The 23,647-nt window shown below is 68.8% G+C and carries 20 protein-coding genes; 13 read left to right on the top strand and 7 right to left on the bottom strand.

Going from position 1 to position 23,647, the window contains the following annotated elements; genetic code table 11:
- Window positions 1-71 precede the first annotated feature (71 nt).
- The 3 genes from VV867_RS08485 to VV867_RS08475 all read left to right on the top strand — a co-directional run bounded on the left by VV867_RS08485 (window position 72) and on the right by VV867_RS08475 (window position 1,963).
- The gene (locus VV867_RS08485) at window positions 72-683 is read left to right on the top strand and encodes an eCIS core domain-containing protein (protein WP_328566101.1); all 612 of its coding nucleotides are present in this window, start codon (window positions 72-74) and stop codon (window positions 681-683) included.
- A 132-nt stretch (window positions 684-815) separates the two neighbouring features.
- Complete coding sequence (locus VV867_RS08480; protein ID WP_328566100.1) at window positions 816-1,712, top strand: universal stress protein; 897 nt, start codon at window positions 816-818, stop codon at window positions 1,710-1,712.
- An 11-nt stretch (window positions 1,713-1,723) separates the two neighbouring features.
- On the top strand, window positions 1,724-1,963 hold the full coding sequence (locus VV867_RS08475) for a hypothetical protein (RefSeq protein ID WP_328566099.1): 240 nt from the start codon (window positions 1,724-1,726) through the stop codon (window positions 1,961-1,963).
- Window positions 1,964-1,995: 32 nt separating this feature from the next.
- Here VV867_RS08475 and VV867_RS08470 read toward each other — a convergent pair whose 3' ends face one another.
- Complete coding sequence (locus tag VV867_RS08470; RefSeq protein WP_109936682.1) at window positions 1,996-3,198, bottom strand: MFS transporter; 1,203 nt, start codon at window positions 3,196-3,198, stop codon at window positions 1,996-1,998.
- A gap of 468 nt (window positions 3,199-3,666) precedes the next feature.
- Here VV867_RS08470 and VV867_RS08465 point away from each other — a divergent pair, with 468 nt between their 5' ends.
- The 5 genes from VV867_RS08465 to VV867_RS08445 all read left to right on the top strand — a co-directional run bounded on the left by VV867_RS08465 (window position 3,667) and on the right by VV867_RS08445 (window position 9,237).
- Window positions 3,667-4,842 (top strand): acyl-CoA dehydrogenase family protein, encoded by a 1,176-nt coding sequence (locus tag VV867_RS08465; protein WP_328566098.1) that lies wholly within the window; start codon window positions 3,667-3,669, stop codon window positions 4,840-4,842.
- A 3-nt stretch (window positions 4,843-4,845) separates the two neighbouring features.
- Window positions 4,846-5,481 carry a TetR/AcrR family transcriptional regulator gene (locus tag VV867_RS08460; RefSeq protein ID WP_328566097.1) on the top strand — a complete coding sequence of 212 codons (636 nt, stop codon included), beginning with the start codon at window positions 4,846-4,848 and terminating at the stop codon, window positions 5,479-5,481.
- Between the two features lie 21 nt (window positions 5,482-5,502).
- Window positions 5,503-6,570, top strand: a complete 1,068-nt coding sequence (locus VV867_RS08455) for a hypothetical protein (protein WP_328566096.1) — start codon at window positions 5,503-5,505, stop codon at window positions 6,568-6,570.
- On the top strand, window positions 6,570-7,760 hold the full coding sequence (locus VV867_RS08450) for a CaiB/BaiF CoA transferase family protein (RefSeq protein WP_328566095.1): 1,191 nt from the start codon (window positions 6,570-6,572) through the stop codon (window positions 7,758-7,760). Before VV867_RS08455 ends, VV867_RS08450 begins: the two co-directional genes overlap by 1 nt.
- A 139-nt stretch (window positions 7,761-7,899) precedes the next feature.
- Window positions 7,900-9,237, top strand: a complete 1,338-nt coding sequence (locus VV867_RS08445) for an MFS transporter (RefSeq protein ID WP_328566094.1) — start codon at window positions 7,900-7,902, stop codon at window positions 9,235-9,237.
- Between the two features lie 312 nt (window positions 9,238-9,549).
- On the opposite strand, the gene VV867_RS08440 is transcribed toward VV867_RS08445, so the two are convergent.
- The 4 genes from VV867_RS08440 to VV867_RS08425 all read right to left on the bottom strand — a co-directional run bounded on the left by VV867_RS08440 (window position 9,550) and on the right by VV867_RS08425 (window position 14,129).
- On the bottom strand, window positions 9,550-10,881 hold the full coding sequence (locus tag VV867_RS08440; protein ID WP_328566093.1) for an MFS transporter: 1,332 nt from the start codon (window positions 10,879-10,881) through the stop codon (window positions 9,550-9,552).
- Between the two features lie 89 nt (window positions 10,882-10,970).
- Complete coding sequence (locus VV867_RS08435; protein ID WP_328566092.1) at window positions 10,971-11,909, bottom strand: hydroxymethylglutaryl-CoA lyase; 939 nt, start codon at window positions 11,907-11,909, stop codon at window positions 10,971-10,973.
- Window positions 11,906-13,099 (bottom strand): CaiB/BaiF CoA transferase family protein, encoded by a 1,194-nt coding sequence (locus VV867_RS08430; RefSeq protein ID WP_275630005.1) that lies wholly within the window; start codon window positions 13,097-13,099, stop codon window positions 11,906-11,908. The genes VV867_RS08435 and VV867_RS08430 overlap by 4 nt, the downstream gene beginning before the upstream one ends.
- 121 nt (window positions 13,100-13,220) lie before the next feature.
- The gene (locus tag VV867_RS08425; protein WP_328566091.1) at window positions 13,221-14,129 is read right to left on the bottom strand and encodes a LysR family transcriptional regulator; all 909 of its coding nucleotides are present in this window, start codon (window positions 14,127-14,129) and stop codon (window positions 13,221-13,223) included.
- A gap of 980 nt (window positions 14,130-15,109) precedes the next feature.
- Here VV867_RS08425 and VV867_RS08420 point away from each other — a divergent pair.
- Window positions 15,110-15,997 (top strand): alpha/beta fold hydrolase, encoded by an 888-nt coding sequence (locus VV867_RS08420; protein WP_328566090.1) that lies wholly within the window; start codon window positions 15,110-15,112, stop codon window positions 15,995-15,997.
- Window positions 15,998-16,005: 8 nt separating this feature from the next.
- On the opposite strand, the gene VV867_RS08415 is transcribed toward VV867_RS08420, so the two are convergent.
- A complete protein-coding gene (locus VV867_RS08415) occupies window positions 16,006-16,557 on the bottom strand; it encodes a 4-hydroxylaminobenzoate lyase (protein WP_328566089.1) in 552 nt (183 codons plus the stop codon).
- Between the two features lie 195 nt (window positions 16,558-16,752).
- Between VV867_RS08415 and VV867_RS08410 the strand changes: the two genes are divergently transcribed.
- A complete protein-coding gene (locus VV867_RS08410) occupies window positions 16,753-17,724 on the top strand; it encodes a LysR family transcriptional regulator (RefSeq protein ID WP_328566088.1) in 972 nt (323 codons plus the stop codon).
- A gap of 367 nt (window positions 17,725-18,091) precedes the next feature.
- On the opposite strand, the gene VV867_RS08405 is transcribed toward VV867_RS08410, so the two are convergent.
- Window positions 18,092-19,006 carry a LysR family transcriptional regulator gene (locus VV867_RS08405; RefSeq protein WP_275630011.1) on the bottom strand — a complete coding sequence of 305 codons (915 nt, stop codon included), beginning with the start codon at window positions 19,004-19,006 and terminating at the stop codon, window positions 18,092-18,094.
- 104 nt (window positions 19,007-19,110) lie between these two features.
- Between VV867_RS08405 and VV867_RS08400 the strand changes: the two genes are divergently transcribed.
- From VV867_RS08400 to VV867_RS08390, 3 genes are all read left to right on the top strand, one after another.
- Window positions 19,111-20,850, top strand: coding sequence for an amidohydrolase (locus VV867_RS08400; protein ID WP_328566087.1), 1,740 nt, complete (start codon window positions 19,111-19,113; stop codon window positions 20,848-20,850).
- Between the two features lie 58 nt (window positions 20,851-20,908).
- Window positions 20,909-21,988: a C45 family autoproteolytic acyltransferase/hydolase gene (locus VV867_RS08395; protein ID WP_089391308.1), complete on the top strand. Its 1,080-nt coding sequence runs from the start codon at window positions 20,909-20,911 to the stop codon at window positions 21,986-21,988.
- 91 nt (window positions 21,989-22,079) lie between these two features.
- A complete protein-coding gene (locus VV867_RS08390) occupies window positions 22,080-23,411 on the top strand; it encodes an MFS transporter (RefSeq protein ID WP_328566086.1) in 1,332 nt (443 codons plus the stop codon).
- The last annotated feature ends 236 nt before the right edge of the window (window positions 23,412-23,647 follow it).

Genomic DNA, 23,647 nt, shown 5'->3' with positions numbered 1-23,647 from the left:
AACCCCCCGCCGCCGTTGTCTGAAGCAAGGCGGGTATACTCGCCCGCCTGCCCGAACCCCAGGAGCCCCGCTTGTCGAAGTCCCGCCCGTCGCGCCCGCTGCTTTCACTGGTCCTTGCCGCCGGCCTCAGTGCCAGCGCGGCCCTGTATGCCTGCCCGGCCGGGCAGTCGGAAGTCTGCCTGGGCGGCTGCATCTGCGTCGCCGACCCCGACGGGGTGTTCGGCGTGCTCCAGGAGGACGCGCGCAACGTCGCCGCGCCGGCCCTGGCGCAGTGGCTCACCCAGTCCCGCGACCGCATGGTGGCCGCCGGCGTGCAGCCGCTGCCCCTGGACCTGCGCGTGCAACTGCAGGCCTGGTACCCGGACGACCTGCTGCAGGCGGTGCGCTACCGCGTCGGCCAGGGCCAGGACATCGACGCCGCCAGCGCCATGTTGCAGAACCAGGACGTGGTCGCCGTGACCCTGATCGACGTGGTGGTGTTCCGCAACGAGGACGACGCCCTGCACGACCTGGCTCTCTGGGCCCACGAGCTCAAGCACGTGCAGCAGTACCGCGAACTGGGCGTGGACGGCTTCGCCCGCCAGTACGTGCGCAACTTCAACACCCTGGAAGACCCGGCCTACGCCATCCAGAACCAGGTTTCTCGGGAAGTGCGCAGCGCCCGAGCTCCGGCCGGCGACTAGCCGGGCTTTCCTCCGCTGCGGTCATGCTGCCCTAGGGCGGGCGCGACGGCGCGCTTGATGCACATCAAGGGGCCGCTGGCGGTGAAGGCGCAGGCTTAGGGGCACAACCCCTGTCCCCCTCCGGAGGTCCCCATGAACGCCTACTCGCGCCTGCTGCTGATCTGCGATCCCCTGCTCCGTGACACCGCCGCCCTGGCGCGCGCCAAGGCCCTGGCCCTGGCCGGCGGCGCCCACCTGCACCTGGTCACCCTGGATGCCCTGCCGGTGGGCCTGGGCGTGCTCGACAGCGTGCTGCAGACCCGCGCCCGCGAAGAGACGCGCCTGCGCCAGGAACGCTGGCTGGAGGCGCACGCCGCCGACCTGCGCGCCCAGGGCATCGAGGTCGTCGCCGAGGCAGTGTGGACGGAAGACCCGCTGAAGGAAGCGCTGCGCCTGGTGGAGCAGCACGGCATCGACCTGGTAGTGAAGGACAGCCAGTACGAACCGGCCCTGAGCCGCGCCATCATGACCCCGCTGGACTGGCAGCTGCTGCGCCAGTGCCCGGTGCCGCTGCACCTGGTCAGCACCGCCGACAACCCGTGCCCGCAGCGGGTGCTGGCCGCGCTGGACCTGTCCCAGGACGACGTGCTCGTCGACCAGTTGAACGACCATATCGTAGAGTCGGCGCAGGCCCTGGCCCACCAGTGCGGCGCCGAGCTGCACCTGCTGCAGGCCTACGACCTGGCCAGCGGCTACCTGGCCTATGCCGCGGGCCCCGTGGCCTGGTCGCCGGAAGTCGCCGAGCAGATGAGCGGCCGCTCGCGCCAGCGCATGGACCGCATCGGCGAACGCTTCGGCGTCGGCCGGCCCTACCAGCACCTGGTCAAGGGCCCGGCCACCCGCGTCATCAGCGATTTCGCCAACGAGAAGCGCATGGACGTGGTGGTCATGGGCACCCTCTACCACCCGGGCCTGGCGAAGATCATCGGCAGCACCACCGAACAGGCGCTGTACCGGGTGCATTCGGGCATTCTCGCGGTCCGGCCCTGAGGTCGGCGGCCATGAAGATGGTCGCGTTCCTCGCCCTGCTGCTGTCGGTCTGGGCCATCGCCGTGGTGGCCGCGATGATGCTGCGCTACACCCCCGCCGGCGGCGACGCCCAGTACGTGTTCCTCTGGGACCGCTGGGAGAACCGCGTGTGCCTGGTGTCCATCGGCAACCCGTCGCGGGTCATCTGCGACCTGCGCTCGCTCTGGGTGGACGGGCAGCAGGGCGACGGGCCCACGGCGCGGCGGCCGTGACGGCGGCCCGTGGGTAGGGCCGCCGCGTCCGCTCAGCAGTCGCCCTGCAGGGCGGCCCTTTCCTGGCGGCGGCTGCTGGCCAGGGAGATCGACCAGAGCACGAAGCCGCCGATGGCCAACAGGCTGCCCACCCAGCCCGGCGAGGTCCAGCCGTAGCCGGCGGCCAGGGCCAGGCCGCCAAGGAACGGGCCCAGCGCGTTGGCGAAGTTGAAGGCCGAGTGGTTCAGCGCCGCGGCCAGGCCCTGGGCGTCCTCGGCCACGTCCATCAGCCGCGTCTGCAGCACCGTGCCCAGGGCGCCGCCGAAGCCGACGAAGAATACGCAGAGGGCGATGCTCCAGATATTGCCGGCGGTGAACGGGAAGATCGCCAGCACCACCGCGCTCCACACCAGCAGGCCGCCGGCGGTGGGCATCAGCGCGCGGTCGGCGAGCACCGGGATGAACATGTTGCCGAGGGTCATGCCGACGCCGAACACCGCCAGCACCAGCGGCACCACGGCGGGGGAGACATGGGTGACCGCGCCGAGGATGTCGGCCAGGTAGGTGTACACCGCGAACAGGCCACCGAAGCCGATGGCGCCGATGCCCAGGGTCAGCCACACCTGGCCGCGCTTCAGCGCGCCCAGCTCGCGCAGCGGGCTGGCGCCGGCCTCGGGCGGCGAGTAGGGCGCCAGCAGGCGCACGCAGAGCATGGTGGTCACGCCCAGGGCGGCAACCAGCGCGAAGCTCCAGCGCCAGCCCAGGGCCTGGCCCAGCCAGTTGGCCAGGGGCACGCCGACGATGGTGGCCACGGTCAGGCCGAGGAACATCCGCCCGACCGCCACCGTGCGCCGGTGCGGCGGCACCAGCGAGGCGGCCACCAGCGCGGCGATGCCGAAGTAGGCGCCATGGGGCAGGCCGCTGACGAAGCGGAACAGCAGCATCCAGTGGTAGGTCGGCGCCAGCGCGCTGAGGCCGTTGCCCAGGGCGAACAGCCCCATCAGCAGCACCAGCAGGGTACGCCGCGGCAGGCGCGCGCCGAGTACCGCCAGCAGCGGCGCGCCCACCACCACGCCCAGGGCGTAGGCGCTGATCACATGGCCCGCGGTGGGCGCATCGATGCCCAGGGCCGGGGCGAACAGCGGCAGCAGGCTCATGGTGGCGAACTCGGTGGTGCCGATGGCGAAACCGCCCACGGCGAGGGCGAATAGCACCAGGGCCGCACCGCGTCGCGGTTCGGTTGCAGAGGTAGTCATCAGGTGTCCTTGGTTCTTATGGAGTGCGCAGGCGCGCGGCTGTCATGCGGAGCACGGTCAAGGCGGTGACCGACAGCGAAAGGACGCACAGGATAGCAGAAGGTTCCGCCGGCGTGGACGGAAGGCTCGGAATAGACGGGTAGGGCGTTGGTCGTTTGGACTGGGTAAAGCGGTATCTATGTCTGTAGGAGTGTTCCTGATAGGTGTGGCTATCAGGGCGATGGGCATCGCTTCGCTCCACCCATCCTGCGTCAGGGTTTGCGCTGCTTTGCGGGCTGGAGGCTTGCTCGGGAATCGTTGGGGGAAGGGCTGGAGAGGGGTGGCATCTTGCTTGGCGGGCAGCGGGGACGGGCTGCTGGCGAGGCGATGACGGTTTTAGATACTGAGTAGTATGTTGATCGCAAGACGGGATTCCGGCTTGCCCGGGATTCGTTGTCACTTCCCGAAAACCTACTTGGTAGTATTCCCATGAGCATCATCTGGAGCCCACCGCTGACCGCTGACGAGCGCCGCTGGCAGGAGATCGCCCGGCTGCTCGGCGAGCGCCATTTCCGCCCGCTGGCCGCCGAGATCGACCGCGACCAGCGCTACCCGCTGGAACACCTGCCCGTGCTGCTGGAAAACCGCCTGAGCGGCATGTTCGTGCCCCGCGAACATGGCGGCGAAGGGGCGTCGCTGTGCGCGCTGGTGGCCGTGGTCGAGGAACTGGCGCGCGGCTGCGCTTCCACCGCCGCGATCGTGGCGGCCTTGTCCCTCGGCGCATTCCCCGTGCTGCTCGGCGGCAGCGACGCGCAGAAGCGCCGGCTGCTGGGCGGGCTCGCCGAAACCGGGGCCGCGGTGAACTTCGCGCTCAGCGAGCGTGGCGCGGGCTCCGACCCCGCTGCCCTGCAGACCACCGCCACCCGCATGGGCAAGGGCTGGCGGATACGCGGCGAGAAATGCTGGCTGGGCAACGGCGGCCACTCCCGGCACTTCATCGTCTTCGCCGCCACCGGCGAGAGCGCCGGCAGGAAGGCCATCAGCGCCTTCGTCGTGGCCCGGGATGCCGAGGGCGTGGTGATCGACCACTACGAAGACAAGATGGGCATCCGTGGCACGACCACCACCAACCTGAAGCTGGATACCTACGTCGAGGGCGACGCCATCGTCGGCGAAGCCGGCAAGGGCCTTGGCCTGGCGCTGGCCACCCTCGCCGTGGGCCGCGTGGTCATAGCCGCCCAGGCCAACGGCATCGCCCTGGCGGCATTCGAGGAGGCCGCGGCCCATGCAGTGGAACGCAGCACCTTCGGGCGCCCGATCATCGACCACCAGGGCGTCGGCTTCAAACTGGCCGACGCCGTCACCTCGCTGTCCGCGGCCCGCATGCTGACCTACGAAGCCGCCCGCGCATACGACCGTGGCGACGACATAACGGCGTTGGGGGCGATGGCCAAGCTGTTCTCCAGCGAAGCTTCCCACTGCATTGTGGACGATGCCCTACAGATTCTTGGTGGCCGGGGCTACGTAAAGCCCAGCGCGATGGAACGTTATTATCGCGACCAGCGGATCACCGAAATCTACGAAGGCACTTCGGAGATCCAGCGAGTGGTCCTGGCGCGCCAGGTAAAACATTCGTTGTGTGGAAACCTGAACAAAAAGGAATGAAGTGTGGCCAATAAATCCGTCCGTTACGAAAACATGCCATTGCGCCAGTCGGCGATATTGGATGCCGCGGCAGAGGCTTTTTCCAGAATTGGTTATGAAGCGACTTCTATCGATTACGTGGCGGACCAGATTCAGGCTACCAAGGGCAGTGTCTATTACTACTACCGGAGCAAGGGGGACCTGTTCGCCGCCGTGCACCGGCGGGCCATGGAAATGAACCTGGAAAGCGTTGCGCCCATCGCCGCGGACGTAGCCCAGAGCGCGGACCAGCGGCTCCGGCGGATGGCGGTCGAGCATACCCGGCTGATGATGGAATACACGTCCTATCAGCGGGTGACCGTGCAGGGCGTCGAGATGCACCTCACCGGCAGCCTGACCGATGCCCAGCGTGCGGAGATGCAGCGGCTCATCGTCATGCGCGACGAATACGAAGCATTGTTTCGCGAAGTGATAGAGGAGGGAATCGTCGCCGGCATATTCAAGTCCGTCGATTCGCACTTGTTGGTCAAGCCGCTGTTGGGGGCATTGAACTGGACGACCATGTGGTATCGCCGGCAACCGGGCGAAACGGATATGCAGCGGATGAAAGTTGCAGAAGAGATTGCGGATTACGTCGTAGATGGTCTCAGGCAAACCTAAAACAACTAGAAGGTAGTAGAGATGAATACGGTAGTCGATAAAGAAACCAGCGAGGCATGGCATGCGGTAGCGCACTGGTACCATTCGTTCTTCACCGGCATGGTACTTTCCTCGGTGACCCGGCAAGGCACCTCCCGCGCGGCGGAACTGGTCTACCAGGTGTTCTGCCGCCAACGCTCGGAACGGTTCCTCCAGGGCCTGGCGAAACTGGGCATCGACGAGCTCCCGCCTGCGGTGGCCGCCGCGCAATATCACTACCTGTCGAACAACATCGGCGGCGTCTCGGTCGAGTACATGTACGAGAGCGACCGCAAGGCCTGGGTGCGCTACACGCCGCCGCGCTGGATCTGGTCGGGCACCGCGCTGTGCGCCATTCCCTCGGAGGTTTCCGCGGCCATGCTGCGTGGCTGGCATGCGCAGAACGGCGTCAGCCTGGGCAACCCGCGCCTGGGCTTCGTGTGCACCAAGCAGACCGCCGATGGCCAGTCCGGCCTGGAAGGCTACTACTACGAATACGACGAACCCCTGGCGCCCCACGAGCGGTTGCGCTTCGCCAGGCACGAGGACGCCCCGGACTTCGACCCGGCCGCCGCGCCCACGCTGCCCTCCAGCACCTGGCCCCAGGCGCGCATCGAGAAGGCCAGCCGCAACTATGCGATGGAATACGTCCGCTCGACCCTGCCCACCGCCGTCGACCTCTTCGGCCCCTGCGAGGCCGTGAACGTGCTGCGTCTCTCGGCGCGCCAGGTGGCCATGCAGTGCTACCACGAGACCGCGGCGCGCCTGGGGGTGGCGAAGGACAAGTCGCTGCACGCCTTCGTCGACTTCCTGGCCAGGCTGGCCCGGGCCCAGGGGGACGAAGTGTCTGTGCGGGAAACCGCCGAGGGCTACGCCATCACCCAGCGCGGCTGGACGTTGTTCGGCCAGTCCCGGGCCCTGCACCCGGCGGTCTTCGACATCTGGAACGGCCTGCTGGAAGGCGCCGCCGATGCGCACAACCACCGGCTGGCGCTGAGCGTCACGCAGAAGGACCTGGCGACCGGCCGCTTCGAGTGGCGGGTGGGCGAAGCGCCCAGGGGAGGTGCGTGATGGCCGGTGCACTGGACGGATTGCGCGTCATCGACGCCTCGCGGGTCCTCGCCGGGCCCTTCGCCGCGCAGATACTGGCGGACCACGGCGCCGACGTGGTCAAGGTGGAAGGCCCCGAGGGCGACGAATGCCGCGGCTTCGGCCCGCCGTTCGTGGACGGCAGCGCGGCCTACTTCAACGCGGTGAACCGCAACAAGCGGGCGATCACCCTGGACATGGGCTGCGAGGCCGGCCGCGAGGTGTTCTGGACGATGCTGGAAAGCGCCGACGTGCTCATCGAGAACTTCAAGGCGAGCACCCTGCGCGCCTGGGGCATCGAGTCGCCGCTGGAGATCACCCGGCGCCTGCCCCGGCTCGTGCACTGCCGCATCACCGGCTTCGGCGACGACGGCCCGCTCGGCGAACTGCCCGGCTACGACGCCGTGGTGCAGGCGCTTTCCGGCCTGATGAGCATCAATGGCGAGCCCGGGCGGCTGCCGGTCAGGCTGGGCTCGCCCATCGTCGACATGTGCACGGGTATGAATGCGGCGCTCGCGGCCCTGCTGGCGCTGCACGAACGCAACGGCACCGGCCGCGGGCAGATGGCCGACGTCGCCCTGTACGACAGCGGGGTGAGCATGGCGCACCCGTACCTGGCGAACTTCCTGGCCTCGAAGGTGCCGCCGAAGCCGGTCGGCAATGGCCACCCGAACATCGTGCCCTACGACCTGTTCGAGACGGCGGGCGCGCCGATATTCGTCGCTGTGGCGAACAACCGGCAGTTCCGCCTGCTCGCTCGACTGCTGGGGGCGCCCGGGCTGGCAGACGACCCGCGGTACGCCACGAACGGGTTGCGCGTCGAGAACCGGGCCGCGCTCGACGTCGAGCTGAAAAGGCTGTTCGGGCAGGTCCGCGGCGAGGCGTTCGGCGAGGAACTGCTGCGCAAGGGCGTGCCGGCGGCGGCCATCCTCGACGTCGGGACGGTGGCGCAGGCGCCGCATACGTTGCACCGCCACATGGTCATGGACGAGGAGGGCTACAGCGGCCCGGGCATCCCGGTGAAGCTGGCGCGCACGCCGGGCGCCTTGCGCAGGCGGCCGCCCCGGCTCGACGAGCACCGCGACGAAGTACTCATGGCCTATGGCTTTTCCGCCGAGCAGATAAGGGCGCTCGCCGAGCGCGGCGTATTCGGCGCCGAACGGGAGCCTTGAGGCCTCCCGCCCCGGGCGGGCCGCGAGGCTGACCCCGCACTCACCAGCACGATCAATCGAATAGCGGCTGTCCCTCTGCGAAGAGTGGGCAAGGGCCTTTGCATGCCTTTCGCAGGCAGCCAACGGGTGGAGAACAACGATGCAATCAGCAACCCCCGCAATAACGCTGGCCGAACTGAACCCGTCGGACGTCGACGCGACCTATCGGAAACTGAACCTGAGGATCCTGCCCTTTCTCTTCATCTGCTACGTGCTCGGCTTCATCGACCGGGTGAACATCAGCTTCGCCCACCTGGAGTTCAGCGCCGACATCGGCCTCAGCGAAGCCGCCTACGGCTTCGGCGTGGGCCTGTTCTTCGTCGGCTACATCCTCTTCGAGGTGCCGAGCAACCTGTGCCTGCAGCGATTCGGCGCAAGGGTCACCATCTCCCGGATCATGATCCTCTGGGGGCTGATCTCCACCTGCATGATGTTCGTGCAGACCCCCATGCAGTTCTACGTCGCGCGGATCGCCCTCGGCTGCGCGGAGGCGGGCTTCCTGCCCGGGGTGATCCTCTACCTGACCTACTGGTACCCGTCCGGGCGCCGGGCCCGGGTGACGTCCCGGTTCATCCTCGGCATCGCCGCGGCGGGGACGATCGGCGGCATCGTCTCCGGCTGGATCATGCACAACATGGGCGGCGTCTACGGGCTGAAGGCCTGGCAGTGGCTGTTCCTGCTCGAAGGCTCGCCGTCCATCGTCGCCGGCGTGATCGCCTACTTCTACCTGGCCGACAAGCCGGAGCAGGCGAAGTGGCTCAGCCCGGTGGAAAAGGCCATCGTTCAGGCGCACCTGGCCGAGGATGCCAGCGCCAAGGCCGCCGTCGAGAAGGGCCACGACTTCTCCGCGGCGCTGCGGAACCCCTGGGTCTACATCGCCGCCTTCGGCTACTTCGTCATTCCCTGGGCCGGCTCGGTGCTGAACTTCTGGGCCCCCACGCTGATCAAGCAGTCGGGCGTGACCAACGTCTGGTACATCGGCCTGCTCTCCGCACTGCCCTGGATAGTCGGCGCGATCGGCATGCTCATCGTCTGCTGGAACTCCGACCGGGTGGTGGAGCGCCGCTGGCACTTCATGGCCTGCATCCTGGTGGTGGCCGGGGCCGTCGCCGCCATCGGCTACCTGCCATCGAACTGGAGCCTGTCGATCGTCCTGCTGTCGATCATGTGCGTGGGCTATCTCTCGGTGACGGCGTTGTTCTGGACCATCCCCACCGCCTTTCTGTCCGGCACGGCGGCGGCCGGCGGTATCGCGCTGATCAGCAGCCTGGGGCAGGTGGGCGGGCTGACTGCGCCCATCGTCATCGGCTGGGTGCGTGGGGCGACGGGGAGCTTGTCGTGGGGGATGTATACGGTTGCCTTGGTATTGATCGCGGGGGGCTTGACCATTCTGCTGGGGATTCCCAGACGCATGCTGCGGGAGAACAAGGCGAAGTAGGAGCGAGCTTGCTCGCGAACGGTGTTCTGCCGGCTGGATTCGGGGCGTGTCCTGAAGAGCGCCCTCTCCCTAACCCTCTCCCTGAAGGGAGAGGGGACCGTTGGGCAGACGTTGATGTTCTGGAGTCAGCCGGCTAGCGCAGAGATTGCCGGCTGAAGCCATTCCTTCTCTCGGCACGGACTAGCCCCCTCTCCCTTCAGGGCGGGGCGCGCAGCCGAGGGCTGGGGAGAGGAAAAGGCGCTCCCCCAAAACACCGTAGCCACGGGTGAGCACCGTTCGCGAGCAAGCTCGCTCCTACAAGGAGATCCTCCCTCACCGCACCGGCAAATCACGCATCCGCAACTTCTGCGGCAAAGCAAACAAGACCAACGCAGCCGTAACCAGGCTGGTGACAGCAATCAGGTACAACGCCGGAGTGGTACTGCCAGTGAGATCGCGAATGCGGCCCACCAGCACCGGGCTGACGATGCCGCCCAGCTGGCCCAGGGTATTGATCAGCGCAATGCCACCGGCCGCGCCCGCTCCAGCGCCGGCCAGCAGCTTCGGCGGCAGGGCCCAGAAGCTCGGGATCGAGGCCACCACGCCGGCGCCGAGCAGGCCCAGGCTGAGGATCAGCAGCGGCGTGTGGTCGTCGAACAGGCCGGCGCAGAGGAAGCCCAGCGCGCCCAGGGCGATGAGCCCGGCGGTGAACCAGCGGCGCTCGCCGCTGGCGTCGGACAGCCGGCCACAGATGACCATGGCGATGGCCCCACAGATGTAGGGCACTGCGGTCAGCAGGCCGATCACCGAGGGGTTCTCGGTGCCGGCGCTGCGGATCAGCTGCGGCGCCCAGAAGTTCAGGCCGTAGGAGGCGACCTGGATGAGGAAGTAGATCAGCCCCAGGGTGAGGAAGCCGGGGATGCGGATCGCCTGCAGCAGCGAGCCCTGGCCGTGGGCGGCCTGGGGCGGGTCGATGCGCGACAGCAGCAGGCGCTTTTCCTCGGCGTTCAGCCAGGGCGCGTCTTCCACGCGGTCCTTCAGCAGGGCCAGCACCAGCAGGCCGAGGCCGACGCAGGGCAGGCCGCCGAGCAGGAACAGCCAGTGCCAGCCGCGCATGTCCAGCACGCCGTCGAGGTGGCCGAGCACCAGCCCGGACAGCGGCGCGCCGAACAGCCCGGAGAAGGCCGAGGCGAGGAACAGCAGCGAGGTGATGCGGCCGCGGAAGTGCCGCGGGAACCACAGCGTCAGGTAGTAGAGCACGCCGGGCGCGAAGCCGGCTTCCATGGCGCCGATGACGAAGCGCAGGCCGTAGAACTGCCATTCGCTGTTGACGAACACCATGGCCGCCGTGGCCAGGCCCCAGGAAATCATGATGCGGGCGATCCAGCGGCGCGCGCCGACCTTGTACAGCATCAGGTTGCTGGGTACCTCGAACAGCACGTAGCCGACCACGAACAGGCTGGCGCCCAGGCCGTAGGCGGTGTCGCTGAAGCCCAGGTCGGTCTGCAGCTGGAACTTGGCGAAGCTGATGTTGATGCGGTCGAAGAAGGCGAACAGGTAGCAGACCATGATCAGCGGCATCAGCCGCCAGGCCACCTTGCGGACCAGGGCTTTCTCGCTGTCGGCGCCGTCGGCGGCGCCCAGGTGCAGGGCATCGAGACTCATCGTTTTTCTCCAGTCGGGCCACCGCGTGGGCAGCCCTGTTGTTCTTGTAGTCTGGCTGGGGCCTTGGCGCCCCGGTGTTTTTCGCCGGCTCAGGCGGGCAGGTCGGCCGGCAGCGGGTGCAGGTCGCAGTTGCGCCCGGCCTTGGCCAGTTGCCCCGGCACCTCGTGGCCGAGCAGCGCCGGCAGCCGGCGCGACAGGGCCAGCAGGCCGGGCAGGTCGATGCCGGTGGGGATGCCGGTTTCCTCGCAGAGGTTGACCAGGTCTTCCGTGCAGATGTTGCCCGAAGCGCCCGGTGCGAACGGGCAGCCGCCCAGGCCGCCGAGCGCGGCATCGAAGCGCCGCGCGCCGGCCTCGTAGGCCGCCAGCACGTTGCACAGGCCCAGGCCGCGGGTGTTGTGGAAGTGCAGGGTGAGCATGGCCGCCGGCAGGCGCTCCAGGCTGCGCCTGACCAGGCGCGCCACCTGATGCGGGTTGGCCATGCCGGTGGTGTCGGCCAGGGTCACGCCCTGCACGCCCAGCTCCAGGTAGGCGTCCAGCAGGCGCGGCACCAGGTCTTCATCGACCTTGCCCTCGAAGGGGCAGCCGAAGGCAGTGGCCACCGTGGCGTTGAGGCTCACCGCGCGGCCGCGTACCGCCAGGGCGATGTCGCCGAAGCCGGCCAGCGACTGCTCGCGGCGCATGCGCATGTTCGCCCGGTTGTGCGACTGGCTGGCCGAGAGCACCAGGTTCAGCTCGTCGGCGCCGGCGGCCAGGGCGCGCTCGGCGCCCTTGAGGTTGGGGATCAGCGCGACATAGACCACGCCCGGCTGGCGGCGGATGCCGCGGAACACCTCATCGCCGTCGCGCAACGCCGGAATGGCCTTGGGCGAGACGAAGGAACCCGCCTCTATGCGGCTGAAGCCAAGGCGCGAGAGGCCGTCGACCAGGTCGATCTTGTCCTGCGTGGGGACCCAGGTCGGCTCGATCTGCAGGCCGTCTCGCGGTGCGACCTCCTGGACCACCAGGAATTCGGGATTGTCGGGGATCATTGCACCACCCCCTGTTCGCGCAGGCGGGCGATCTCGCCGCCGTCCAGGCCCAGGCCGGCGAGCAGGGCGTCGGTATGCTCGCCCAACTGCGGCCCCTGCCAGTTGACCCGGCCGGGGGTGGCGGAGAGCTTGGGCACTATGCCCGGCATGCGCACCCGGGTGCCGTCCGGCAGGGCGCTGTCCAGCAGCATGCCGCGGGCCTGGTAGTGCGGGTCGGCGACGATGTCAGCCACCGAGTAGATGCGTCCGGCGGGCACCTCGGCGGTTTCCAGCGCGGCCAGCACCTGGTCGATGGAATGGCGGCGCGTCCAGGCCTCGATGGCGTCGTCCAGCAGCGCGGCCTGGGCGGCGCGGCCGTCGTTGTGGGCGAACCCGGGGGCCTCGCCCAGGTCCGGGCGGCCGATGGCCTGCATCAGGCGGCGGAAGATCGGGTCGCTGTTGCCGGCGATGACCACGAAGGCGCCGTCGGCGGTGCGATAGGTGTTCGACGGGGCGATGCCCGGCAGCGAGCCGCCGCTGCGTTCGCGCACGTGGCCGAGCAGGTCGTACTCGGGCACCAGGCTTTCCATTAGGTTGAACACGCTTTCCACCAGCGAGACGTCGACGACCTGGCCTTCGCCGCCGTTGGCGCGCACGTTGAACAGGCTGAGCAGGGCGCCCATCACCGCGTGCAGCGAGGCCAGCGAGTCGCCCAGGCTGATGCCGGCGCGCGCCGGCGCCGAGCCCGGCTCGCCGGTGGTGTAGCGGATGCCGCCCATGGCCTCGCCGATGGCGCCGAAGCCCGGGCGGTCGCGGTAGGGGCCGCTCTGGCCGTAGCCGGAGATGCGCACCAGGGTGAGCCCGGGGTTGATGGCGTGGAGCACGTCCCAGCCCAGGCCGAGCTTCTCCAGGGCGCCGGGGCGCAGGTTCTCGATCAGCACGTCGGTGCGCTGCAGCAGGCGCTTGACGATGGCCAGGCCCTCGGCGGCCTTGAGGTCCAGTGCCAGGGACTTCTTGTTGCGCGACTGCAGGTACCACCAGAGCGAGGTGCCCTGGTGCAGCTTTCGCCACTTGCGAAGGGGGTCGCCCTGGCCCAGGGCTTCGATCTTGATCACTTCGGCGCCGAACTCGCCGAGCAGGCGGGCGGCGAAGGGGGCGGCGATCAGCGTGCCTATTTCCAGGACCCTGATGCCTTCGAGCGGGGCAGTCATACCGCGGTACCTCGTTGTTCTTGGACTTTGCGCCGAGACTAGGGACCACGGGCGCCGCGCACCAACCCTGTGTCGGCAACAACCCTTCGCCAAACGCGAAGGTTCGGCGCAAAGGCCCGGCCTAGGGCGCGTCCCGCAGGTGCTCGAACAGCAGGCGGCTGACCGGCGACAGCGACTCCAGCTCGCGGGCCACCAGCAGCAGTTCGCGCTCGGCCCAGTCGTCGCTCAGCGCCACCGCGCGCAGGCCCAGGGCGCCGCCGAACAGCTCGAAGGCCTGGCGCGGCAGGATGCCCACGCCCATGTCGGCCTGCACCATGCGGCACACGGCGTCGAAGCTGGGCACGTGGATGCGCAGGCGCAGCACCTTGCCGGCGCGCCGCGCGGCCTCGTGGGTGCGCATGTTGATGGAGCTGGCCGAATGCAGGCCGACGAAGTCGTTGTCCAGGGTGTCGGCGAAGGCCACCTGGCGCAGCCTGGCCAGCGGGTGCTCGGCGCGCAGCACCAGCACCAGCTGGTCGCGCTTGTAGCGCACCTTGAGCAGTTCGCGGGTGTCGCTGTCGGAGGAGCAGATGCCCAGGTCGGCCACGCCGTCGAGCACGCCCTGGACCACCCCGTTGCTGGGGCGTTCCTCCAGGTCCACCTTGATCCGCTCGTGGCGCGCGGCGAAGGCGGCGAGGTCTTCGGGCAGGAACTGGATGATCGCCGAGAGGTTGGCCAGCATGCGCACGTAGCCGCGCACGCCCTGCAGGTGCTCGCCCAGCTCCAGGCCGATCTTCTCCAGGTTGAAGAGCATGCGCCGGGCGTGGTGCAGCAGCGTTTCGCCGGCCGGGGTGAGGCTCATGCCGCGCGCCTGGCGGGCGAACAGCGCGGTGCCGAGCGCGGCCTCCAGCTCGCTCAGGCGCTTGCTCGCCGCCGACATGGCGATGGCCTCGCGGGCGGCGGCGCGGGTCAGGCTGCCTTCCTCGTGGATGGCCACGAAGAGCTGCAGGGTGACCAGGTCGAGGCGGCGGATCAGGTTGTTCAGCTGCATGGGCGGGTACGCGTGGGAGATGGGGCATGGTAGAGCGGAATGGTGGGTGCTTTGAAGCTGCGCGGGGTTGCTTCTCGTAGGAGCGAGCTTGCTCGCGAACGGTGCTAGCTGGTTGCATGGGTGTTTCGGACTGACTCCGCCACCCTCTCCCCAGCCCTCTCCCGCAAGCGGGAGAGGGGGCCGTTCGGTGTGCTTGGATATTCCTGAGGCAGCCGGCGATACCGAGGGCTTCCGGCTGAAACCATCAGATTTCTTGGCACGGACTAGCCCCCTCTCCCTTCAGGGAGAGGGGCCGTTCGGTGCGCTTGGATATTCCTGAGGCCGCCGGCAACACCGAGGGTTTCCGGTTGAAACCATCACATTTCTTGGCACGGACTGGCCCCCTCTCCCTTCAGGGAGAAGGGGCTGTTCGGTGCGCTTGGATATTCCTGAGGCAGCCGGCAACACCGAGGGTTTCCGGTTGAAGCCATCACATTTCTTGGCACGGACTGGCCCCCTCTCCATTCAGGGAAAGGGGCTGTTCGGTGCGCTTGGATATTCCTGAGGCAGCCGGCAACACCGAGGGTTTCCGGTTGAAGCCATCACATTTCTTGGCACGGACTGGCCCCCTCTCCATTCAGGGAAAGGGGCTGTTCGGTGCGCTTGGATATTCCTGAGGCAGCCGGCAACACCGAGGGTTTCCGGTTGAAGCCATCACATTTCTTGGCACGGACTGGCCCCCTCTCCCTTCAGGGAGAGGGCTGGGGAGAGGGCGCTCTTCAGGGCGAGCACTGAACTCACGAGTAGCTTGCTCGCGAACGGTGTAACCCGGTTGCATGGATGTTTCGGGTTGACCCCGTTCCCTCTCCCGCAAGCGGGAGAGGGAGCCGTCCCGAGCGACGCTGGATTCCGAGTCATCCTGGGCGCACAGACACCTGTCTATCGATGTGAATTAATGATTATCATTTGCCATCTTTCGCCATGCCACCAGGAGACGAACCATGGCCATCGAGCCTGCAGCACCCGCGCCGACCCAGGGCACGCCAGGGCTGGCGCGCACCCGCGATGGCCGCGAGCTGTTCTACCAGGCGCTGCCGGGGCCGGCGGACGGGCGGGCGCCCACCGTGGTGTTCGAGAGCGGCCTGGCCGCCAGCCGTTCCTTCTGGGGGCTGGTGCAGCCGCTGGTGGCGCAGCGGGCCCGCGCGGTGGTCTACGACCGCAGCGGCCTCGGCCGCAGCCCGGCGGATGCCCAGCCGCGTAGCATGCAGCGGATGGCCGATGACCTCAACGACCTGCTCGACCACCTGGGCCCCGGCCCCTTCGTGCTGGTGGCGCACAGCGGCGGCGGCCCCCTGGTGCGCGCCGCCACCGCCGCGCGGCCGCAGCGTATCGTCGGACTGGTGCTGGCGGACGTCTCCGACGAAGCCTGCGAGCTGATCTTCACCCCGGCCTTCCGCCGCCTGGAGAAGTTCGCCCACCTGGCCAGTTGGCTGCTGGCCCGCTGTGGCCTGCTGGAACGCTGCTACCGCAAGGCGATCGCCGTGCTGCCCGAGGACGTGCTCGCCGACCTGCGCCGGGAAGGCTTCACCATGGCCGTGATGCGCACCCGCGGCGCCGAGCTGGCCGGCCTGGTGGCGGCGCTGCAGGCCTATCGCAGCCAGCCGCCGGTGCTGCCGGACATCCCGCTGACGGTCATCTCCGGCGCCCTGGCGGACTTCGGCATGAGCGCACAGATACGCACGGCGGCCAACGCCGCCCATGCCCACCGCGCCCGGCAGTCGCCCCAAGGCCGCCACGTGCTGGCCGAGCGCTCCGGCCATGGGCTGATCCTCAGCGAACCGGAACTGGTCGCCGACGAGATCGCGCGGGTGCTCGGCATGGCGGCCTGACCCCGGCGTCACGCCTCGGGTGCCTGCACGTCGTACGAGATGCGCCCGGCAGGCAGGAAGAACAGCGCGATCACCGCGCCGCCCCTGGCTTCGGGGAAGTGCCGGCTGCCCGGCGCGGGGGCCGTCCAGCCCGCATGGCACCAGCCGTTGGGGCCGGCCAGGGCGGCACCTTCGTCCAGCGGGATGACCATGTTGAATTCGCCGTAGGGGTGGGCATGGTAGTCGCCGCGGAAGCTGCCCTCCGGGTTGCCCTGGTCATTGTCGCGGCTGTCCATGTAGACCGCCGTGACGCTGAAGCCGAAGGTCGCCTCGGATGGTGGCGCGATCCGCGAGCGGCGATAGTGCCGCCCCTGGATCTCGACGTTGGCGGCCCAGCCTTCGACTTCCACGCCCAGCCGGATCAGCCGGGCCACGTCCTGGTAGAAGGCGCTGTCGGGGCCGTAGTTGCTGTTCAGCCAGGCCTCGACCTGGCTGCCGGGGGTCATGTCCTTCACGGTTTCCAGGAAGGGGATGCAGCGGGCCAGCAGGACCTGCTGGTTGGGGGAGGGTTGGTTTGCCATGGGAATGCTCTCGTCCGGTTGCTGGAGGAGGGCGGCCGTTCGGGCCGCGCCATGGCCAGGACGATGCCAGGCCGCGCTCCGGCTTCGAAGCGATGGATGTGCAAGGTGATGTTGCATGCCGTGCATGGCGCCGGCCTGTCGGCGACGCTGCCGCGCTGGCTAGAATCCAGGTTTCGGCCATGACCTGGGGCGACCATGAACCTCGGACGCATCGATCTCAACCTGCTGCGCGTGTTCGACGCGGTGTTCGAAGAACGCAACCTGCTGCGCGCCGGCAAGCGCCTGCACCTCAGCCAGTCGGCCATCAGCCACGCCCTGGGCCGGCTGCGCGAGGCGCTGCAGGACGACCTCTTCGTGCGCACCGCCCGGGGCATGGAGCCCACCGCGCGGGCCACGGCGATGGCCGGGCCGTTGCGCAGCGCACTGCTGCAGATCCAGGCCACCCTCGGCGCCGAGCCCTTCGAGCCGCAGCGGGCGCAACGCCGCTTCGTGGTGGCCGCCAACGACTACGTCAGCCAACTGCTGCTGGGGCACCTGGGCCGGCGCCTGGGCGAACTCGGCCCGCTGGTGGACCTGACCATACGCCCCTCCACGCGCCTGGACCTGGCGAGCCAGATCGACATCGGCCACATCGACATCGCCATCGGCGTCTTCGCCGACCTGCCGGTGCGCTTCCAGGCCCTGGAGCTGTGGCGCGAGGGCGAATCCCTGGTGCTGCGCAAGGGCCACCCGCTGGCGGACCGCGGCATCGACAGGCGGGCCCTGGCCGGTTACCCGCTGGTCACCGTGTCCCTGGGTGGCCAGGAGGAGGGCGCGGTCGGCGGCTTCATCATGGAGCGCGGCCTCGCCCGGCAGTCGGAGATGTTCGGCCGCCAGGCCCTGGAAGACGCCTACGCGGACGCCGGCACGGCGCCCCGCGTGCGCATCGCCGTCGCCCACTCGCTGGCTATTCCCGCACTGTTGCGCGACACCGACATGGTCGCCCTGGTGCCATCCCAACTGGCCGCCGAGTTCGCCCGCGACGGCGCCTTCCTCGCCCGCGCCGTTCCCTACGAGGCGCCGATCTCCGTGGTACGCGCGGTATGGCACCGGCGCAACCAGCAGGACCCGGCACATGCGTGGTTGCGCCAGCAGATCGCCGAGGTGGCGGGGCAGTTGCCGCTCTAGGGCCGGCTGGTGTCGCCGGCTTCTCGCAGGCGCGAGCCTGCTCGCGAACGAACGCGGGAACCCAATGGACAGTTGCTCCTACGGTGGTGCAACCGTAGGGCGTATAACCGTTCGCGGTTATCCGCCGCTGGCCGTGCTACCGGGGCGTCTGGCGTGGCCGGTGAATCCAATCGCGGACGGAGTCCGCTCCTACGACGGTGCTTCCTGGAACTGTAGGAGCGGGCCCTGCCCGCGATTCGCGCGCAGGGCGCGCTCCTACAGGGGAATGGCATGGCTCGACCAGCGTAGGAGCGGACTCCGTCCGCGATCATGGCGGATAACGCCGTAGGCGTTATGCGCCCTACGAAAAGCGCCGGCGGCATCCCCCTCAGCCCAACCCTTGCGCCCGCAGGTGCGCCCTCAACCCCTCGATGAACACCCGCACCTTGCGCGTGTTGCGCCGGTGCGGCAGGAACAGCACGTGGATGGTGGCGCCGAAGGCGCTCTGGTCGCGCCAGCAGTCCGGTAGCTGTTCCACCAGTTCGCCGCGTTCCAGGTAGGGCCGCGCGCTCCACTGCGGGAGGAACTGTACGCCCTGGCCGGCCAGCAGGCAGGCCAACAGGAAGTCGTAGTTGTCGCTGGCCAGGCGCGGCACCGGCTGCTTCAGGCGGATGCGTTCGCCGTCGCGGTTCACCCACCAGAAGTTCCGGTTGAGCATGGGGTGGCGGAAGATCAGCCAGTCGTGCCCGGCGTAGTTCTCCAGGGTCACGTCCATGCCCTTGCGTGCCAGGTAGGCGGGGCTGGCGCAGAGCAGCAGGTGGTTCTCCAGCAGCGGCTGGGCGATCACCCCCGGCAGGTCGACGGGGCCGTCGCGCAGGGCCAGGTCGTAGCCGCCTTCCACCAGGTCGGCGAACTCGTCCTGCAGGTCCACCTCCAGGCGTACCTGCGGGTGCTCGTCGAGGAATTCTCGGCATACCTGGCCGAGGAAGGCCGGGGCGAAGGAGGGCGGGGCGGCGATGCGCAGGGTGCCGCGCAGGTCCTTCTGCAACTGCTCCACTTCCGCGCCGGCCACCTGCAGGTGCAGCAGCGCCTGGCGCGCGCCTTCCAGGTAGATCTGCCCGGCTTCGGTCAGCGCCATGCGCCGGGTGGTGCGCTCGAACAGCCGCGCGCCGAGTTCCGCTTCCAGCTGCGCCACGCCCTTGGTCACCGCCGAGGGCGTCTTGCCCAGGTGTTCGGCCGCGCGGCTGAAGCCGCCATGGTCGGCGGTGGCGACGAACATGGTCAGGGCGGTCATCTTGTCCATTCATCTATTCCTGTCAGGCACAGAAGTTGTGCAAAAAATCGGCGTTAAAGCCGCGCCGGGCTTTGGTTAACCTGCGTTCACACAACAAGAATCTAGGCGATCCCATGAAAATACTGATTCCGGCGCTGATGTCCATGGCCTGTGTTTTTTCCTCAGCGGAAACTATGGCCGCAGCCGACCTCATCCTCCACGGCGGCAAGGTCTACACCGCCGAACCCGGCCAGGGCCTGCAGCAGGCGGTGGCCATCGAGAACGGCAAGGTCCTGGCCGTGGGCAGCGACGAGCAGGTGCTGCGCCTGAAGGCCGCCGGCACCCGCGTCGTCGACCTGCAGGGCAGGGTGCTGATGCCCGGCTTCATCGATTCCCACAGCCACACCGTGAAGGGCGGCCTGCAGATGCTCCAGGCCAACCTCGACGGCGAGCTGCTGCCGGTGCCGGAGCTTGAGAAGAAGCTGCGCGAGTGGCGCGACGACGGCAAGGCGAAGCGTGGCGGGTTCCTCAGCGTCGGCGGCCTGCCGTCCACCTATTGGGGCGACATCCCGGCGCTGGAGAAGACCTTCAACCAGGGCGAATGGGCCCAGGTGCCGATCCTCTTCGTCGGCTGGGACCTGCACACCGGCTGGGCCAACCAGGCCATGCTGAAACTCGCCAAGGTGGACGCGGCGAAAGTCTCTTCGCTCAAGGGCGAGGAGAAAGCCACCCTCGGCGTCCACGCCGACGGCACCCCCAACGGCTTCCTGGTGGACGCCGGGCTCTACCCGCTGCAGGCCCTGCTGCCGCTGCCCAGCACCGAGGAGCTGACCCGCGGCGCCTACGCCGCGCTCAAGTACTACAACAGCCTGGGCATCACCGCCTGGATGGACCCGCTGGGCAACGAGATCCCCGGCGCCGACATCACCAACGCCTCCACCGGCGTGTTGCCGATCTACAAGGCCCTGGCCGAGAAGGGCGACCTCTCCGCCCACGTCGCCGCGCTGCTGATGGCCGACTCCAAGGCCACCCCGAAGGACCTCGACGAGCTGGACAAGGTGCGCCAGCAGTTCCTCGGCGTGCCCAACCTGACGCTGCCGGGCATCAAGGTCTTCGCCGACGGCGTGGCCGAGGTGCCGGCGCAGAGCGCGGCCATGCTCGAGCCCTACAAGAACTCGCACAAGTTCGGCGAACTGCTGATCGACCCCAAGCACTTCGGCGAGCTGGTCAGCGCCGCCGACGCCCGCGGCTGGCTGGTGCACGTGCACGCCATCGGCGACCGCGCCATCCACGAGGCGCTCAACGGCATGGCCCAGGCGCGCCGCGACCGCCACAGCGGCATCCCGCACTCCATCACCCACCTGCAGATGGTCAACCCCAAGGACTTCGACCGCTTCAGGCAGTTGGACGTGATCGCCTCCATGCAGCTTTACTGGGCCAGTGCGGATGAATCGAGCATCGACCTCGTCAAACCCTACGTGGACGCCATGGTCTTCATGTACACCTACCCGGCCCATTCCCTGCTCAAGCACGGCGCCACCATAGCCGGCGCCAGCGACTGGCCGATCACCACGCCCGACCCGTGGAAGGCCATCTACCAGGCGGTGACGCGCAAGGGCCCCAAGGGCGTGCTCAACGCCGACGAGGCCATCGACCGCCAGGTGATGTTCCAGGCCTACACCCTCAATGCCGCGCGCATGATCCGCCTGGAAGACCGCATCGGCTCGCTCAAGCCCGGCAAGCAGGCCGACATGGTGCTGCTGGACCGCGACGTGTTCACCGTGAAACCCGAAGCCTTGCGTGACACCCAGGTGCTGGCCACCTGGTTCGCCGGCCGCGAAGTCTACAGCCGGCCGCTGGCGGCCCGGCGCTGATCGGCCGGGGCGGGGAAGCCCGCCCAGCGTTTTTCCAAATCGACAAAGGAGCCTTGCAGTGATCATCCATTCCTTCGTGAGCGAAACCCGCGAGCCGTTCGAGCGCGGGCGGCAGATTGGAGAGCGGTGGGCGGAACAGATTCGGCGCAGCGTGGCGCTGTACCTCGACTTCTTCCCCCGCGTGGGCGTGCCCGCCGGGCAGGCGCGCGGCATCGGCGAGGCCAGCCTGGCCGCGCTGGACGCCTGGTGCCCGGCCCTGGCCCGGGAGATCGAGGGCCTGGCCGCCGGCGTGGGGTTGCCGCTGTGGCAACTGGCAGCGCTGAACGCGCGCACCGAAATCCTCGCGGTGATGCCGGCGCAACCGCTGGAAGGCGAATGCTCCACCGCGGTCTACGCGCCCCATGGCGCCGCCGCGCCGCTGAGCATCCAGACCTGGGACTGGCACGACAGCCTGGTGCCCCACGGCCTGCTGCTGCAGCTGGCCGCCGGCAGCGGCCTGACGGTCAAGCTGTTCACCGAGTTCGGCATGCTCGGCAAGATCGGCGTCAACAGCGCCGGTCTGGGCATGCACTTCAACATCCTCCACCACGCCGGCGACAACGCCGAGGCCGGGGTGCCGGTGCACGCCATCGCCCGCCGCGTGCTGGAGGAGGCCACCAGCGTGGCCGAGGCCATCGAACTGGTGGGTTCGGCCCGCGTCAGCGCCTCCACCGTGCTGACCTGCTTCAGCCGCGACGACGCCGAGCTGCGCGCCGCCAGCATCGAGATGAGCCCGGCGGCCACCGCCGTGGTGCCGCCGCGCGCCGACGGCTGGGTGCTGCACACCAACCATTTCGTCGACCCGCAGCAGGCCAGGGGCGAGCGCACCGCCGACGTCTCCACCACCTACGCGCGCTTCGACCACCTGGCGGCCATGGCCCCGGGCATGGCCCGCGAGGACCTGGCGGCCCGCGCCGAGGCCTTCTGCGGCGACGCCGGCGAACAGGCGGTGGTGTGCTTCCACCCGGACCTGTCGCAGCCGGACACCGAGCGCTGGGAAACCCTGCTGACCATCGGCCTGGACAGCGTCGGCTGCAACCTGGAGTACGTCGCCGGCAACCCCAAGGCCCTGGCCCGCGACGGCTTCCTGCGCTTCTGACCTAGCGCCGCGCCACCTGCGAAAGACATCCGGCGGCGGCCCCCAGGCCGCCGCACGGGCCACTGCTGCCACAAGAACAAGAGCAGACACCATGATCGATCACACCCCCGCACAGCCCGGCTCGCGCTCGGCGTTCAAAACCTTCTGCGTCTCCGGCATGGGCACCGCGCTGGAGTTCTACGACTTCGTCATCTACGGCTACGCCGCGGCGCTGGTCTTCCCCAAGCTGTTCTTCCCCGGCATGGACCGCCTGACCGCGGTGCTGGTGGCCTTCGCCGCCTTTGGCGCCGGCTTCTTCGCCCGGCCCCTGGGCGGCGTGGTGTTCGGCCACCTGGGTGACCGCTACGGGCGGCAGAAGGCACTGGTCGCCACCCTGTTGCTGATGGGCATGAGCACCCTGCTGATCGGCTTCTTGCCGGACTACGCTAGCCTCGGCGTGGCCGCGCCCATCCTGCTGGTGGGCCTGCGCCTGGTGCAGGGCTTCGCCGCGGGCGGGGAGTGGGGCGGCGCCGCGCTGTTCGGCATCGAGGTGGCGCCGCGCGGCCGCCGCGGCCTGTGGGGCAGCTTCACGAGCATGGGCATCGGCATCGGCGGCATCTTCGGTTCCGCGGTGTTCGCCCTGGTCAGCCTGGCCTTCGGCGACGACCTGGGCGGCATCGCCTGGCGCATCCCGTTCTGGCTCGGCGGCGTGCTGGTGCTGGTCGGCCTCTACGCGCGCCTGCAGAACCCGGCGCCGGCGCAACCGGCCAAGGCCCGGCCCAAGGCCCGCCTGCCGCTGCTCGAAGCCCTGCGCCAGCACCCGCGCGAGCTGCTGCTGTGCACCGGCATCGCTTTCGGATACATCACCGTGGCCTACATCAGCACCTTCTTCCTCGCCTACGCCACCGACATCGGCTACAGCAGCAGCCAGGCGTTGCTGTTCGACTTCGCGCTGTCCATCGCCATCGTCATCTCGGCGCCGTTCTTCGGCCACCTGTCCGACCGCCACGGCCGCCGCACGGTGATGATCTTCGGCGCGGCCATCATGGCCCTGGGGCTGTTCGCCTTCTTCCCGCTGCTGGGCACCCACCACCTGGCGCTGGCCCTGCTGGGCTACCTGGTGGTGGGCTTCTTCATGGGCGCCACCCAGGGCCCGATCCCGGCCTTCCTCGCCGAACAGTTCCCGCGGCGGATGCGCTACTCGGGCATCTCCGCCAGCTACCAGCTGGGCGCGGCCCTGGGCGGCGGCACCGCCTCCAGCGCGGCCACCGCCATCCTCATCGCCAGCGGGCACCAGCCGGTCTACGTGGCGCTGTACGGCGCGGCGGCCATGGCCCTGGTGGCGGTCTGCTCGTTCGCCCTGCGCGAGACGGCGTATCTGGAGATGGAGGAGGTGGACAGCGGCGTGGCGCCGGCGGGGGAGGTGGCGCGTAGCTTGTCATGAGGTGAAGGGCTTTTGTAGGAGCGAGCTTGCTCGCGGATGGTGTTCACTGGCGGCTTCGGTGTTTGGGGTGACACCGTTCCCTCTCCCCAGCCCTCTCCCTGAAGGGAGAGGGGGCTTGTCCGTGCCGAGAGAATGAATGGTTCCAGCCGGATATCACCGTGTGGTGGTCAAATAATTTCGGACACTTCGATAGGTTGTCTGGGTGGCCTGCGCTCGTAGCTGGTGGGTGGCAGATA

The organism is Pseudomonas sp. JH-2 (assembly GCF_036231725.1).
In the GTDB taxonomy this organism is placed as follows: Bacteria; Pseudomonadota; Gammaproteobacteria; order Pseudomonadales; family Pseudomonadaceae; genus Pseudomonas; species Pseudomonas delhiensis.
This window is presented reverse-complemented; position numbering and strand designations above follow the sequence as displayed.